Here is a 14,139-nt window from a genome sequence, read left to right on the forward strand (position 1 = left end):
GCAGCGGGTCGGCCGACCAACGACCCCTGAACGGCCGCAGCACCCACCGGAGGGTTGGTGGGTGCTGCGGGGTCGTGGGCGGTGCGTCGCGGCGCCGCCTAGGGGGTCGGCTGCGGGTGCCGACGGCGCCTGCTCAGCACGAGCGTGCCGGCGCGGACCGCGCACCACAGCACGACGAGCAGGGCGGTGTCGGCCACCGAGAGCCGGCCGAAGGCGAAGACGACGACCAGCGCGACGGCCAGGGTCAACAGCTCGCGGGCGAGCAGGGTCAGGTGCTGCACGGTGTGCTCCTCACGTCAGGGGCGGGGCGGACGGGACGACACGCGACCCAGCATGACACGTCACCACCGTGACGGTGGCCCGGTGCCGGGGGATCACTTGACGCACCGGACGGTGTAGAACCGGAACAGCGCCAGCTGGGCCGCTCCGGCGCCGAGCGGGGCGCGCACCGCCACGCACCGCCGGTGCCTCGTGCCCGAGCGAGCCGCCTTCTCGAGGCTGTCGAGCTTCCACTGCACCGCGAGCACGCAGGCCGCGGCGGCCGGCGTGGTGGGGACGAACGCGCAGGCCGTCGCCGCCACGGCGCGGGCCTTGCCGCCCGAGTGCTCGATCGACTTCTGGATCGCCCAGGTGCGCGACCAGGTGAAGTGGATGTAGACGGCCGGCAGCCCCTTGGCGGTGCCGAGCTTCATGCGACCACCGCGGAAGGTGCGCCACCGGCTGGCCAGCCGGGTGGCCGCCGCCGACCGGGGAGACGGAGCGACCGACGTGCTGGTCGAGGCGTCGGTCACGGTGCCGACGAGGGCGTCCGGCGCGGCGCGGTCGAGCCCGGTGGCGGGCTGCGACGGCTCGGACCGGGCGGTCGCCGCGTGGCCGGGCGGGGACGCGTCGGGCGCGGCCGCCGCGCCGGAGGCGGCGGCCGGGGTGAGGGCGCCGGCGGTGAGCGCGGCGCCGACGGTGCGGAGCAGGGTCGGCACGGGGCGGTGCGAGGTGGGGCGGGTGCGCACGGGCATGGACGGGACTCCCGAGGTCGTGGTCGTGACGGCGCGAGTGCGCCGTCGGGCCAGGCTGTTGTCGTCCGACGACAGCGGGCAACGACGCATGCGAGGTCGTGATCGGGTCTGGTGGGAGCGGGTGCGGGTGCGCTATCGCGGGCGTGCGACGCGCGCGCTCCCGCGTGCGCGGGTGCGGTCTGGCTGTGACAGCACCCTCGGTTGTCGCTTGACAGTCTGACGGCGCGAGGGGGACACTCGCGGTGCGTGGGGACGCACCCGAGGGGGACAGGGATGGACTTGACGCTGCTCCGCGCCTTCGTGCGCGTCTCCGACACCGGCTCGGTCTCGGCCGCCGCCGCGCTGCTGGGGTACTCGCAGCCGGGCATCAGCCAGCAGATCCACACCCTCGAGCGCCGCCTGGGGTGCCGGCTGTTCCAGCGGGGCGACGGCGGGCTGCAGCTCACGCACCAGGGCGCGGTGGCGCTGCCCTACGCCAAGGTGCTGCTCGGCGTGGCCGACACCCTGGTCGACGAGGTGCGGCGCTCGTGAACGGTCGTGCGTCAGCTCGCGTCGTGGGCGGGTTCGCGGCGGGCGGCCGCGGTGCGATCGAGGCGCCGCGCTCGGGCGCTGCGCACGCTGTCGAGGGTGAGCAGCACGAGGGCCACCCACACCACGGCGAAGCCGATCCAGCGCGAGGCCGGCACGTGCTCACCGAGCAGCAGCACGCCGCACAGCAGCTGCAGCACCGGCGTCAGGAACTGCAGCAGGCCGATCGTCACCAGCGGCACCCGGCGGGCGGACGCCGCGAAGAGCAGCAGCGGCACCGCCGTCGCGACGCCGGTGGAGGCCAGCAGCAGGCCGTGCCCCGGCGCCGACTCGGCGAAGGTGCCGCGACCGGTGGCCTCCAGCCAGATCAGGGCGACGGCCGCGACCGGTGCGAGCAGCACGGTCTCGGAGGTCAGGCTGGCCAGGGCGCCGAGCCCCACGCCGACGCGCTTCTTCATCAGGCCGTACGTCGCGAACGAGACCGCCAGCAGCAGCGCGATCCAGGGAGGGCGGCCGTAGTCGACGGTGAGCACGACGACCGCCACCAGACCGAACGCGACGGCGGCCCACTGCAGGCGGCGCAGCCGCTCCCGCAGCACCAGCACGCCGACCAGCACGGTCACGATCGGGTTGATGAAGTACCCGAGCGCCGCCTCGACGACGTGACCGGCGTTGACGGCGTACACGTAGACGCCCCAGTTGACCGCGATGAACACCGCGGCCACCCCGAGCGTCAGCAGCGAGCGCGGCCGGCGCAGCAGCGGCCGCACCCACGAGACGTCGCGCACGACCGCGAGCACCACCAGGCAGACGAGCAGCGACCACAGCACGCGGTGCACGACGATCTCGACGGCGCCCGCCGGCTCCAGCAGGCGGAAGTACAGCGGGAAGACGCCCCACAGCAGGTAGGCGCCCAGCCCGAAGAGCGTGCCGAGTCGTTCCTGTCCCTCGTCGCTCGAGGTGGTGACCGGGGTGTCGGCCCCGCTCACCCCACGGTCCACGTGTCGCGGCCGGCGACGAGCGCGCTGAACGCGTCGTCGTCGGCCGGACCGCCGCGCTGCTCGACGGCGGCGTCGACCTGTGCACGCACCTGGTCGTCGTACGTGGGGCGCTCGACGTCGCGGAACACGCCCACCGGCACGTGCGCCATGTCGGGCCCGTCGAGCCGCGACAGCGCGAACTGCTGGGAGGGGTCGGGGTCGTGCGCGTCGTGCCGCACCACGCGGGCGGGGTCGGCCTGCGCCTCGGGCACCACCTGCAGGCTCCCGGCGTCGTCGCGCACCACGACGCGCCGGTCGCCCTCGGCGCCGAGCGCGAGGGGCTGACCGTGCTCGAGGTGCAGCAGCCGGGCCTGCGACTCGTCGCGGTCCTTCAGCACGTCGAAGGCGCCGTCGTTGAAGATCGGGCAGTTCTGGAAGATCTCGACCAGCGCGGTGCCGCGGTGCTCGGCCGCCTGCCGCAGCACCGAGGTCAGGTGCTTGCGGTCGCTGTCGAGGGTGCGGGCCACGAACGACGCCTCGGCGCCCAGCGCCAGCGACACCGGGTTGAACGGCGTGTCGACCGACCCCATCGGCGTCGACTTGGTGACCTTGCCCGGCTCGGACGTCGGGCTGTACTGCCCCTTGGTGAGCCCGTAGATCCGGTTGTTGAAGAGCAGGATCTTGAGGTTCACGTTGCGCCGCAGGGCGTGCACGAGGTGGTTGCCGCCGATCGACAGCGCGTCGCCGTCACCGGTGACGACCCAGACCGACAGGTCGGGCCGGGCGACGGCCAGGCCGGTGGCGATGGCCGGCGCGCGCCCGTGGATCGAGTGCATGCCGTAGGTGTCGAGGTAGTACGGGAAGCGCGACGAGCACCCGATGCCGCTGACGAACACGATGTTCTCGCGGCGCAGGCCGAGCTCGGGCAGGAACGACTGCACGGCGGCCAGCACGGCGTAGTCGCCGCAGCCGGGGCACCAGCGCACCTCCTGGTCGCTGGTGAAGTCCTTCTTGGTCTGCTTGGGCGCGCCGACCGGCAGGGCCGGGACGCCGGCGAGACCGCGCGACGCGGGCAGGCCGAGGTCGATGGTGCTCACAGTGCCTCCTCCTCGGGAGCGGCCGGGCCGGCGGGTGTCAGGTCGGCCGGTCGCTCGTCGGGCTGGTGCGGCGCCTCGTGGGTGCCGTGGGTGGGGTCGGCTGCGTCGACGAGCTCGGCCTGCGCGGCGATCGCCTCGACCAGCTCGTGGGTGGTGAACGGCAGCCCGCGCACCTGGGTGAGCGCCTGCACGTCGACGAGGTACCGGGCGCGCAGCAGCATCGACAGCTGGCCCAGGTTCATCTCGGGCACCAGCACCCGGCGGTACCGCCGCAGCACGTCACCCAGGTCGCTCGGGAACGGGTTCAGGTGGCGCAGGTGGGCCTGCGCGACGAGGCCCCCGCGGGCCCGCACGGCGCGGACGGCGGCGCTGATCGGCCCGTACGTCGAGCCCCAGCCGAGCACCAGCACGTCGGCGCGGGCGCCGTCCGGGCCGGGGCGGTCGTCGACCCAGGTGGCCGGCGCGGTGCGGGCGATGCCGTCGACCTTGGCCTGCCGCAGCCGCACCATGCGGTCGTGGTTGGCCGGGTCGTAGCTGATGTCGCCGGTGCGGTCGGCCTTCTCGATGCCGCCGATGCGGTGCTCGAGGCCGGGCGTGCCGGGCACCGCCCAGGGCCGGGCGAGCGTCTCGGGGTCGCGCTCGTACGGCAGGAACCGCGGCTCGCCGTCCGGCTCGTCGCCGACCGTGGCGTTCGGCTCGGTGGTCAGCTCGACGGTGATGTCGGGCAGGTCGGCCATCGTCGGGACCCGCCACGGCTCGGACCCGTTCGCCAGGTAGCCGTCCGAGAGCAGGAAGACCGGCGTCCGGTACGTCGTGGCGATGCGCACCGCCTCGATGGCGGCGTCGAAGCAGTCGGCGGGGGAGCGGGGCGCCACGATCGGCACCGGCGCCTCGCCGTTGCGGCCGAACATCGCCAGCAGCAGGTCGGACTGCTCGGTCTTGGTGGGCAGCCCGGTCGAGGGGCCGCCGCGCTGCACGTCGCAGATCACCAGCGGCAGCTCGAGCGAGACGGCCAGGCCGATGGTCTCGGCCTTCAGCGCCACGCCGGGGCCGGACGTCGTGGTGACGCCGATCGCCCCGCCGAACGAGGCGCCCAGGGCCGCACCGATGCCGGCGATCTCGTCCTCGGCCTGCAGCGTCGTCACGCCGTACGCCTTGAGGCCGCTCAGGGTGTGCAGCACGTCGGACGCCGGGGTGATGGGGTACGCGCCGAGCACCAGCGGGCGGCCGGCGCGGCGGGCGCCGGCGACGAGGCCGTAGGCGAGCGCCGTGTTGCCCGTGATGTTGCGGTAGGTGCCAGGAGGCATCGGTGCCGCGGCGACCTCGTACGACACCGCGAAGTCCTCGGTGGTCTCGCCGTACGCCCAGCCGGCGTGGAACGCCGCCAGGTTCGCCTTCAGGATCTCCGGCTTCTTCGCGAACTTGCCGTGCAGGAACGACTCGGTGCCCTCGGTCGGCCGGTTGTACAGCCACGACAGCAGGCCGAGGGCGAACATGTTCTTCGCCCGCTCCTTGTCCTTGCGCGACAGCTCGAAGTCAGCCAGCGCCGCCACCGTGATCGACGTCAGCCCCAGGGCGTGCAGGTGGTAGCTGTCGAGCGAGTCGTCGTCGAGCGGGTTCGCCGCGTAGCCGACCTTCGCGAGGTTGCGCTTGGTGAACTCGTCGGTGTCGACGATGAGCGTGGCGCCGCGCGGCAGGTCGGCCAGATTCGCCTTGAGCGCCGCCGGGTTCATCGCGACGAGCACGTCGGGCGCGTCGCCCGGCGTGAGCACGTCGTGGTCGGCGAAGTGCAGCTGGAAGCTCGAGACGCCCGGCAGCGTCCCCTGGGGCGCGCGGATCTCGGCCGGGAAGTTGGGCAGCGTCGACAGGTCGTTGCCGAGCGCCGCCGTCTCGGAGGTGAACCGGTCGCCGGTGAGCTGCATGCCGTCACCGGAGTCGCCGGCGAACCGGATCACCACGCGGTCGAGCTTCTGCACCTGCTTGCTGCTGCTCATGCTGGGGAGATCGCCTCGCGTCGTCGGGTCGGTGCTTCCTCGTCAATGGTAAGGCGACCCTTGCACCGAGGATTCCTGTGGAGCGATGAGTCCCGCGTCACGAGACGAACCGGGCCGATGCGCCGGGCCGCCGGGCCCTGCTCAGAACCCGCCGAGCACCCGGGCCAGGAACGTGCGGGTGCGGTCCTCCTGCGGCTCGCCGAGCACCTGCGCCGGCGGGCCCTGCTCGAGCACCCGGCCGCCGTCGAGGAACGCGACCCGGTGCGCGACGTCGCGGGCGAACGCCATCTCGTGCGTGGCCAGCACCATCGTGGTGCCCTCCTCGCTGAGGTCGCGCAGCAGCGCCAGCACCTCGCCGACCAGCTCGGGGTCGAGGGCCGACGTCACCTCGTCGAGCAGCAGCAGCAGCGGCTTGGTGACCAGCGCCCGGGCGACGGCCACCCGCTGCTGCTGACCGCCGCTCAGCTCGTCGGGCCAGGCGCGCGCCTTGTCGGCCAGGCCCACCCGGCGCAGCACCTCGATCGCCTCGTGCTCGGCCTGCTGCTTCGAGACGCCGTGCACCCGGCGCGGGGCCAGGGCCACGTTGTCGACGACCCGCAGGTGCGGGAACAGGTTGTAGGCCTGGAACACGATGCCGATGCGGGCCCGGACGGCGTCGGCGTCGACCCGCGGGTCGCTGACGTCGTCTCCGTCGAGCTCGATCACGCCGTCGTCGAGGGTCTCGAGCAGGTCGACGCACCGCAGCAGCGTCGACTTGCCCGACCCCGACGCGCCGATCAGCGCCACGCACTCGTGCGGCGCGACGTCGAGGTCGAGGCCGTCGAGCACCACGTGCGACCCGTACGTCTTGCGCAGGCCGCGCACGCTCAGCAGCGGGCGCGTCACGGCACGCCCCCCGCGCCCTGCCAGCCCTGCCGCCGTGCGACCCGGTCGGTGAGCCGGGTCAGCGGGATCGTGAGCAGCACGAAGCACAGCCCGGCGACGACGTACGGCGTGAAGCCGGCGGTCTCGGCACCGGCGATCTGCGCGGCGCGGATGGCGTCGATCGCGCCGAGCACCGAGATGAGGCCCGAGTCCTTCTGCAGGCTGACCAGGTCGTTCAGCAGCGGCGGCAGCACCCGGCGGGCGGCCTGCGGCAGCACCACGAACCGCATGGCGCGGCCGTACGACAGGCCGAGGCCGCGGGCCGCCGCGAGCTGGCTCGGGTGCACCGACTCGATGCCGGCGCGGAACACCTCGGCGACGTACGACGAGTACGTCAGCACCAGCGCGGCGCCGCCCCAGAACACCACGCTCGACGGCATGCCGGTCAGCCGCAGCCCGGGCACGCCGAAGCCCACCAGGTACAGCACGAGCAGCAGCGGCAGCCCGCGGAACAGGTCGACGTACCCGGTGGCGAACGCCCGCAGCGGCATCGCGACCGGGCCGCGCGTCGTCCGCATGATCGCGAGCAGCAGGCCGAACGCGAGGATGACGATCTCGCAGACCACCATCACGCGCAGGTTCAGCCACAGGCCCTCGAGCACCTGGGGCAGCGCGTCCCAGCCGACCTGCACGTCGAAGAAGCTCGACCGCACGCGCGGCCAGCCGGGGCTGCGCACCACGACGACCACGACCAGCACGGCCGCGCCCACGGTGGTGGCCAGCCCGGTCAGGGTCGAGCGGGTGGCCCGCCGCCTGCGGTAGGCCAGTCGCTCGCGCTGCAGCGGCGAGACCTCGTACGCGGTCGTCACTGCAGCTCGGGCGCGCCCGCGGTGCTGGTCAGCCACTGCTGCTCGAGCTGCTTCAGCGTGCCGTCGGCGCGCAGCGCGTCGACCGCCTGCGAGACGCACGCGGTGAGGCTGCTGCCCTTGTCGAGCACCATGCCGAACTGCTCGGGCGTGCCGGACGACGGCAGCTGGCCGACCAGCTGGCCGTTCTTCAGGTCGGCCGCGGCGAGGAACAGGCCGGTCGGCAGGTCGACGACGAGCGCGTCGACCTGGCCGTTCTGCAGCGCCGCCTTCGCGTCGTCGTTCGTGTTGAAGACGGCGACCTGCTCGGACGGCGCGATGGTGTCCTTCGCGACGGTGTAGCTGGTGGTGCCCACCTGCGCGCCGAGCTTCAGGCCCTTGAGGTCGGCGATGCTCTTGGCGCCGGCGGCCTTGCTGCCCTTGACCGTGACGACCGACTGCGCGACGTCGTAGTAGCCCGACGAGAAGTCGATGTTCTTCTTGCGGGCGTCGGTGATCGAGACCTGGTTGACGTCGACGTCGAAGTCCTTCGGCGCGGGGCTGATCACCTGGTTGAACCCGGCGGTCACCCACTTCACGCTGCCCTGCTCGAACCCGAGCTGCTTCGCGACGGCGAAGGCGACGGCCGACTCGAAGCCCTTGCCGTTGCTCGGGTCGTCGCCGGAGAACCACGGCTCGTACGCCGGCTTGTCGGTCGCGACGGTCAGCGTGCCCTTGGTCTTGGTGTCCATCGTGTCGGGGCTGCACCGCGCGGTGGTGGCCGAGCCGCTCGCGCTCGCGGAGGCGGACGACGCGGGGGCGGCGGCGTCGTCGTCCTGCGGCGCGCAGCCGGTGGCGAGCAGCGCGAGGGCGGCGACGGGGACGAGCGGGACGAGCAGGCGGCGCATGCGGGACTCCGGGTGTCGTGCTGACGGGTGGGGGCTCGGCGTCGAGCGTGCCGGTGGCGTCCCCCTGGCCGCCAACGTGCGGACGCATCTTCTCACCCGGCGGACGTCTGCCCCGCTCCGTCGTCCGGCGCGGCGCTAGGGTCGGCGCGTGCAGCAGTCGCCGTACGTCGTGGTCGGGCTCGTGGTGCTCGCCGGCGTCGCGCTGTTCGTCGTCGCCACGCAGGGCACCCGGCTGCTGCGGCCGAACGCCCCCACCCCGGGCAAGCTCACCACGTACGAGTCGGGCGTCGACCCCGTCGGGTCGGGGTGGGCGCAGACCAACGTGCGCTACTACCTGTACGCCTACCTGTACGTCGTGTTCGCCGTCGACGCGATGTACCTGCTGCCCTGGGCGACCGTGCTGCGGCTGCCCGGCTTCGGCTGGCGCACCCTCGCCGAGATGGGCGTCTTCCTCGGGGTGCTCGCCGTCGGCCTCGCCCACGCCTGGCGCCGCGGCCTGCTCCGCTGGCTCTGACCCCTTTCCGCGCGTCAGCCCGGTTTCCGCGCGTCAGCCCGGTTTCCGCGCGTCAGCCCGCTGCCGAGGCGCCGTGGAGCGGGCTGAGACGCGCAAACCGGGCTGAGGTGCGCAAAGGCAGTTGGGCCTAGGGTGAGCGGCGTGCCCGTGGACCTGCCTGCACCGCGCGTCGGGGCGCTCGCCGAGGCGGCGCCGCGACCCCTGCGGCTGGTGCTGAACTGGGGGCGGCGTTACAGCCTCTGGGTGTTCAACTTCGGGCTGGCGTGCTGCGCGATCGAGTTCATCGCGGCGTCGATGGCGCGGCACGACTTCATCCGGCTCGGGGTGATCCCGTTCGCGCCCGGGCCCCGGCAGGCCGACCTCATGGTGGTCAGCGGCACGGTCACCGACAAGATGGCGCCGGCGATCCGGCGGCTCTACGACCAGATGCCCGAGCCGAAGTACGTCATCTCGTTCGGCGCGTGCAGCAACTCCGGCGGCCCGTACTGGGACAGCTACTGCGTCACCAAGGGCGTCGACCAGCTGATCCCCGCCGACGTGTACGTGCCGGGCTGCCCGCCGCGGCCCGAGGCGCTGCTGCACGGCATCCTGATGCTGCAGCAGAAGATCGCCGACGAGGAGCTGACCGGCGCGTCGATCGCCCGGCGCCGCACGGCGGCCTCGCTGACCCGCGGCCTCGTCGCGCCGGACGCCGGGGGACCGGTGCGGCCGGCATGAGCACCGCGATCGGCACCCCCGAGCGGGTGGGGGCGCGGCTGGCCGAGGCGGTCGGGCTGGCCGAGCCGCTGCCGGCCCACGACGCGTCGGGGACGCCGTGCGTCGACGTCCCGCCCGAGCGCTGGCACGACGTGCTGGTGGCGTGCCGCGACGGCGGCGGCCTCGACCTGCTCGACTGGCTGTCGGCGGTCGACGAGCCCGCGGCCGACCCGGCGTCCCTCGACGTCGTGGCGCACCTGGTCGACTCGAGGTCCGGCGGCCCGCGGCACGAGGGCGGGCTGGTGCGGCTGCTGGTGCGCACCCGGCTGCCCACCGCCGGGCCGAGCCTGGCCAGCGTCACCGACCTGTGGCCGGGCGCGGCCTGGCACGAGCGCGAGACGCACGAGATGTTCGGCGTCGACTTCACCGGCTTCGACGACGGCACCGACGAGGGCCTGCGCCCGCTGCTGCTGCCCGACGGGTTCGAGGGCACCCCGCTGCGCAAGTCGTTCCAGCTCGCGTCCCGGGCCAGCAAGGCGTGGCCGGGCGCGAAGGAGCCGGGGGAGAGCGACGCCGGCACCTCGCCGTCGCGCCGCAAGCTGCTGCCGCCGGGCGTGCCGCCGCCCGAGTGGGGACCGCGCGATGCCTGACGCCGCGACGGTGCTCGACGCCGTGCTGCACACCGTGGTGGTGCTGGTGGCCTTCCTCGTGCTGCCCCTCGTGGTCGGGCAGGCCGAGCACAAGGTGATGGCGCACATGCAGGGCCGGCTCGGGCCGATGTACGCCGGCGGGTTCCACGGCTGGGCGCAGCTGGTGGCCGACGGCGTGAAGTTCGTGCAGAAGGAGGACGTCGTGCCCGCGGCGGCCGACAGGCGGGTGTTCGGCCTGGCGCCGGGCGTCGCGCTGGTGCCGTACCTCGTCGCGATGGCCGCGGTGCCGCTGGCGCCCGGGGTGGTCGGCGCCGACCTCGACGCCGGGCTGCTGTTCGTGCTGGCGGTCAGCGCGCTCGGGGTGCTCGGCACGCTGATGGCCGGCTGGGCCAGCGCCAACAAGTACGCGCTGCTCGGCGGCCTGCGCACCGCCGCGCAGCTGCTGTCGTACGAGCTGCCGATCGTGCTCGCCGCCGCCAGCGTGGCGCTCGCCGCCGGCACCCTGCGGCTCGGCGGGATCGTCGACGCGTGGCACGGGTGGTGGCTGGTGTGGCAGCTGCCCGCGCTGGTCTGCTTCGTGGTCGCCGGCGTCGCCGAGCTGACCCGGCCGCCGTTCGACATGCCGGTCGCCGACAGCGAGCTCGTGTTCGGGCCGTACACCGAGTACACCGGGCTGCGCTTCGCGTTCTTCCTGCTGTCGGAGTACGCCGGCATCGTGCTGCTCGCGGCGCTGACGGCGGTGCTGTTCCTCGGCGGCTGGCGAGGGCCGGGGCCGGACGGCGCGTGGTGGACGCTGCTGAAGACGGGACTGGTGTCGCTGGTGATCATCTGGGTGCGGGTGGCCTGGCCGCGGGTGCGCGAGGACCAGCTGCAGGCGCTGGCCTGGAAGGTGCTGGTGCCGCTGGCGCTGCTGCAGCTCGCGATCACGGCCGTGCTGGCGGTGGCGACCGCATGAGCGCGAAGAAGCCGCTCTCCGGTCTGCTGCAGGGCCTGGCGACCACGGCCCGCACGATGACGAAGCACGCGCACACGCAGGAGTACCCCGACGTCCAGCCCGAGCTGCCGCCGCGCAGCCGCGGGGTGATCGCGCTGCTCGAGGAGAACTGCACGGTCTGCATGCTGTGCGCCCGGGAGTGCCCCGACTGGTGCATCACGATCGACAGCCACAAGGAGACGCTGCCCGCGGCGGCGCCCGGCGGCCGCGAGCGGCAGCGCAACGTGCTCGACCGCTTCGACATCGACTTCTCGCTCTGCATGTACTGCAGCATCTGCATCGAGGTCTGCCCCTTCGACGCGCTGCACTGGAGCCCCGAGTTCGAGTACGCCGAGCTCGACATCCGCGACCTGCTGCACGGCAGGGACCGGCTCGGCGAGTGGATGCCGACCGTGCCGCCGCCGCCCGCGCTCGACCCCGGCGCCCCCGAGCCGAAGGAGGTCGCGGGCGCGCAGAAGCCGGCTCGCCCCGCCCGGCCGCCGCGTCCCGCCGCCGCGCCGCCCGCCGCCCAGGCCGCACCGCCGTCCGATCCGCCGTCCGCTCCCGAGCCGCAGGGGGAGGCGTGACGTCGCGCGACGTGCTGTTCGCGCTGTGCGGGCTGCTCGCTGCGGCGTCCGGCGTGCTCGCGGTGACCTCGCGGCAGGTCGTGCACGTCGCGCTCTGGCTGGTGACGGCGCTCGCGGCGCTGGCCGGCTGCTACCTGGTGCTCGGCGCCGAGGTGGTCGGGCTGGTGCAGGTGCTGGTCTACGTGGGCGCCGTCGTGGTGCTGGTGCTGTTCGCCCTGATGCTCACGCGGGCGCCGATCGGCCGCTCGGCAGAGGTCGACCTGGGGCGGGCGAACCGGGTGGCCGCGGTGCTCGCCGGGGTCGCGACCGCCGGGCTGCTGGGGGCGGTCCTGGTGAGCGCCGTGGGCGGCCGCGCGATCGCCGTCGACCCGGCGCGGTCGCAGGCGCAGCCGCTGGCGCGCAGCCTGTTCGGCGCGTGGGCGCTGCCGTTCGAGCTGCTGTCGCTGCTGCTGCTCGCCGCGCTCGTCGCCGCGCTGGTGCTGTCGCGCGACCCCGAGCCCGACCCCGCAGGCGGCGGCGCGGCACTCGAGGACGACGCGTGATCCACCTGGCCGGGCCCCTGGTGCTGGCGTCGCTGCTGGCCGGGGCCGGGGTCTACGGCGTGCTGGTGCGGCGCAACGCCGTCATGGTGCTGGTCGGGCTCGAGCTGCTGCTGAACGCGGCCAACCTGTTGCTGGTGACGTTCGACGCCGCGTACGCCGACCCGCTGCACGGCGGCCAGTCGCTCACCGTGTTCGTCATCACCGTCGCCGCGGCCGAGGTCGGGGTGGCGCTCGCCGTGGTGCTGCTGCTGTTCCGCCGCCGCGGCGACGTCGACCTGCGCGGCACCGACGCGCTCGCCGAGCGCACCGACCGGCAGGACGCCGCGTGAGCCCGGGCGACGGCGCGCAGGCGCTGGTCTGGACGGCGCGGCTGCTCGTGATGCTGCCGGCGCTCGCCGCGCTGCTCGGGGCGTTCGTCGCGCGCCCGGCCCGCCGCACCCAGTCGGCGTCCGGCGTCGCCGGTGCGGGCGTCGCGGTGCTGCTGGCCGTCGTCGAGGTGGTGCTGACCCGCGGCCGCGAGGTGGTCGCCGTCCCGCTGCTCGGGCCGGTCGAGACGGGCGCTGTGACCGTGCACCTCGACCTGCGCGCCGACCGGCTGAGCGCCGTCGTCGCGCTCATGGTCGCGGTGGTCGCGCTGTGCGTGCAGGTCTACTCGGTGCGCTACCAGGAGACCGACCCGCGGCACCGCTCGTACGTGGCCACCGTGCAGCTGTTCACCACGGCGATGCTGCTCGTGGTGCACGCCGACGACCTGCTGCTGCTGCTGATCGGCTGGGAGGCGATGGGCCTCTGCTCGTACCTGCTCGTCGGGCACGAGAGCGAGCGGACGGCGGCGCGCGCGGCGGCCGTGAAGGCGTTCCTGGTCACCCGGGTCGGCGACGTCGGCTTCCTGCTGGGCGTCGTGGTGCTGCTCGCCGCCGCCGGCACCACGAGCATCAGCACGCTGCTCGACCCCGCCGTGCTGGGCGGGCTCGGCGGCGGCACGATCACCGCCGCGGTGCTGCTGCTGACGCTCGGGGTGCTCGGCAAGAGCGCCCAGCTGCCGCTGCACACCTGGCTGCCCGACGCGATGGAGGGCCCGACGCCGGTCAGCGCCCTGATCCACGCCGCCACGATGGTCGCGGCCGGCGGCTACGTGCTGGCCCGCCTGCTGCCGCTGGCCGAGCAGGCGCCCGCCGCCCGCGCCGTGCTCGCCGTGGTCACCGCGCTGACGATGCTGGTCGCCGCGCTGGTCGCCCTCGCCCAGACCGACCTGAAGCGGGTGCTGGCGTGGTCGACCATCAGCCAGGTCGCGTACCTGCTGGCGGCGCTCGCGGTCACCCCGCCCGAGCTCGGCGCGGCCCCCGGCGTCGTGCAGCTGCTGTCGCACGCCGGGTTCAAGGCGCTGCTGTTCCTCGCCGCCGGTGCGCTCGCGCACCAGGTGCACTCGACCGCGCTCGACGAGCTCGCCGGCGCCTGGCGCCGGGCGCCGCTCGTGGCCGTCGCGCTGACCGTGGGGCTCGCGTCGTTGGCCGGCGTGCCGCCGCTCAGCGGGTACTGGTCGAAGGAGGGCGTGCTCGGCGCGGCCGAGGAGGCGACGCACGGGCCGTTCGGCTGGGCGGCCTGGCTGGTGCTGGTCAGCGGCCTGCTCACCGGCCTGGTCACCGCGGCCTACGCCACCCGCACCTGGCTGCTCGTGGTGCGCGACGTGCCGGCCGCCGAGCCGCCCGTGGTCGACGGCGTGCAGGTGCCCGACGAGACCGTCGGCGACGAGGACGTGTGGCCCCCGCCGGTCGCAGCGGTGCCCGGCGCGATGCTGGTGCCGCTGGCCGTGCTCGCGGTGCCCGCCCTGCTCGGGGGCCTGCTGCTGCTCGACCCCGTCGTGCCCGGCCAGGTGCACGTCGGGCTGCCGACCGCGCTGGTCGCCGCCGGGCGCGCCCTGCTCGGCGTCGTCGCGGCGCTCGCGGCC

The 14,139-nt window shown here is 74.4% G+C and carries 17 protein-coding genes; 9 read left to right on the forward strand and 8 right to left on the reverse strand.

Features of this window, described 5'->3' with window-relative positions:
* Window positions 1-98: 98 nt before the first annotated feature.
* Both ACYVI6_RS08975 and ACYVI6_RS08980 read right to left on the reverse strand, forming a co-directional pair.
* Window positions 99-281 (reverse strand): hypothetical protein, encoded by a 183-nt coding sequence (locus tag ACYVI6_RS08975; RefSeq protein WP_460446042.1) that lies wholly within the window; start codon window positions 279-281, stop codon window positions 99-101.
* Window positions 282-374: 93 nt separating this feature from the next.
* A complete protein-coding gene (locus tag ACYVI6_RS08980; RefSeq protein ID WP_460446043.1) occupies window positions 375-977 on the reverse strand; it encodes a hypothetical protein in 603 nt (200 codons plus the stop codon).
* Between the two features lie 309 nt (window positions 978-1,286).
* On the opposite strand from ACYVI6_RS08980, the gene ACYVI6_RS08985 reads away from it, so the two are divergent.
* A complete protein-coding gene (locus tag ACYVI6_RS08985) occupies window positions 1,287-1,544 on the forward strand; it encodes a LysR family transcriptional regulator (protein WP_460446044.1) in 258 nt (85 codons plus the stop codon).
* Between the two features lie 11 nt (window positions 1,545-1,555).
* On the opposite strand, the gene rarD is transcribed toward ACYVI6_RS08985, so the two are convergent.
* The 6 genes from rarD to ACYVI6_RS09015 form a co-directional block, all read right to left on the reverse strand.
* Window positions 1,556-2,530: an EamA family transporter RarD gene (gene rarD, locus ACYVI6_RS08990; RefSeq protein WP_460446045.1), complete on the reverse strand. Its 975-nt coding sequence runs from the start codon at window positions 2,528-2,530 to the stop codon at window positions 1,556-1,558.
* Entirely contained in the window at window positions 2,527-3,618 is a 1,092-nt protein-coding gene (locus ACYVI6_RS08995) for a 2-oxoacid:ferredoxin oxidoreductase subunit beta (RefSeq protein WP_460446046.1), read from the reverse strand. Before ACYVI6_RS08995 ends, rarD begins: the two co-directional genes overlap by 4 nt.
* Window positions 3,615-5,612, reverse strand: coding sequence for a 2-oxoacid:acceptor oxidoreductase subunit alpha (locus ACYVI6_RS09000; RefSeq protein WP_460446047.1), 1,998 nt, complete (start codon window positions 5,610-5,612; stop codon window positions 3,615-3,617). Before ACYVI6_RS09000 ends, ACYVI6_RS08995 begins: the two co-directional genes overlap by 4 nt.
* Before the next feature lie 141 nt (window positions 5,613-5,753).
* The gene (locus ACYVI6_RS09005) at window positions 5,754-6,497 is read right to left on the reverse strand and encodes an amino acid ABC transporter ATP-binding protein (RefSeq protein ID WP_460446048.1); all 744 of its coding nucleotides are present in this window, start codon (window positions 6,495-6,497) and stop codon (window positions 5,754-5,756) included.
* Complete coding sequence (locus ACYVI6_RS09010) at window positions 6,494-7,345, reverse strand: amino acid ABC transporter permease (protein ID WP_460446049.1); 852 nt, start codon at window positions 7,343-7,345, stop codon at window positions 6,494-6,496. The genes ACYVI6_RS09005 and ACYVI6_RS09010 overlap by 4 nt, the downstream gene beginning before the upstream one ends.
* On the reverse strand, window positions 7,342-8,229 hold the full coding sequence (locus ACYVI6_RS09015) for an ABC transporter substrate-binding protein (RefSeq protein ID WP_460446050.1): 888 nt from the start codon (window positions 8,227-8,229) through the stop codon (window positions 7,342-7,344). The genes ACYVI6_RS09010 and ACYVI6_RS09015 overlap by 4 nt, the downstream gene beginning before the upstream one ends.
* Window positions 8,230-8,377: 148 nt before the next feature.
* On the opposite strand from ACYVI6_RS09015, the gene ACYVI6_RS09020 reads away from it, so the two are divergent.
* The 8 genes from ACYVI6_RS09020 to ACYVI6_RS09055 all read left to right on the forward strand — a co-directional run.
* Window positions 8,378-8,743 carry an NADH-quinone oxidoreductase subunit A gene (locus ACYVI6_RS09020; RefSeq protein ID WP_460446051.1) on the forward strand — a complete coding sequence of 122 codons (366 nt, stop codon included), beginning with the start codon at window positions 8,378-8,380 and terminating at the stop codon, window positions 8,741-8,743.
* A 141-nt stretch (window positions 8,744-8,884) separates the two neighbouring features.
* Window positions 8,885-9,460 carry an NADH-quinone oxidoreductase subunit B gene (locus tag ACYVI6_RS09025; protein WP_460446052.1) on the forward strand — a complete coding sequence of 192 codons (576 nt, stop codon included), beginning with the start codon at window positions 8,885-8,887 and terminating at the stop codon, window positions 9,458-9,460.
* Window positions 9,457-10,089 carry an NADH-quinone oxidoreductase subunit C gene (locus ACYVI6_RS09030; protein WP_460446053.1) on the forward strand — a complete coding sequence of 211 codons (633 nt, stop codon included), beginning with the start codon at window positions 9,457-9,459 and terminating at the stop codon, window positions 10,087-10,089. Before ACYVI6_RS09025 ends, ACYVI6_RS09030 begins: the two co-directional genes overlap by 4 nt.
* A complete protein-coding gene (nuoH, locus tag ACYVI6_RS09035) occupies window positions 10,082-11,044 on the forward strand; it encodes an NADH-quinone oxidoreductase subunit NuoH (protein WP_460446054.1) in 963 nt (320 codons plus the stop codon). Before ACYVI6_RS09030 ends, nuoH begins: the two co-directional genes overlap by 8 nt.
* Entirely contained in the window at window positions 11,041-11,649 is a 609-nt protein-coding gene (locus ACYVI6_RS09040; RefSeq protein ID WP_460446055.1) for a NuoI/complex I 23 kDa subunit family protein, read from the forward strand. Before nuoH ends, ACYVI6_RS09040 begins: the two co-directional genes overlap by 4 nt.
* A complete protein-coding gene (locus ACYVI6_RS09045) occupies window positions 11,646-12,191 on the forward strand; it encodes an NADH-quinone oxidoreductase subunit J family protein (protein WP_460446056.1) in 546 nt (181 codons plus the stop codon). Before ACYVI6_RS09040 ends, ACYVI6_RS09045 begins: the two co-directional genes overlap by 4 nt.
* Complete coding sequence (nuoK, locus tag ACYVI6_RS09050) at window positions 12,188-12,520, forward strand: NADH-quinone oxidoreductase subunit NuoK (protein ID WP_460446057.1); 333 nt, start codon at window positions 12,188-12,190, stop codon at window positions 12,518-12,520. Before ACYVI6_RS09045 ends, nuoK begins: the two co-directional genes overlap by 4 nt.
* A partial coding sequence (locus tag ACYVI6_RS09055; protein WP_460446058.1) for an NADH-quinone oxidoreductase subunit 5 family protein occupies window positions 12,517-14,139 on the forward strand: 1,623 nt, incomplete at its 3' end. The genes nuoK and ACYVI6_RS09055, both read left to right, overlap by 4 nt.

The sequence above is a fragment of the Angustibacter aerolatus genome (genome assembly GCF_054776675.1).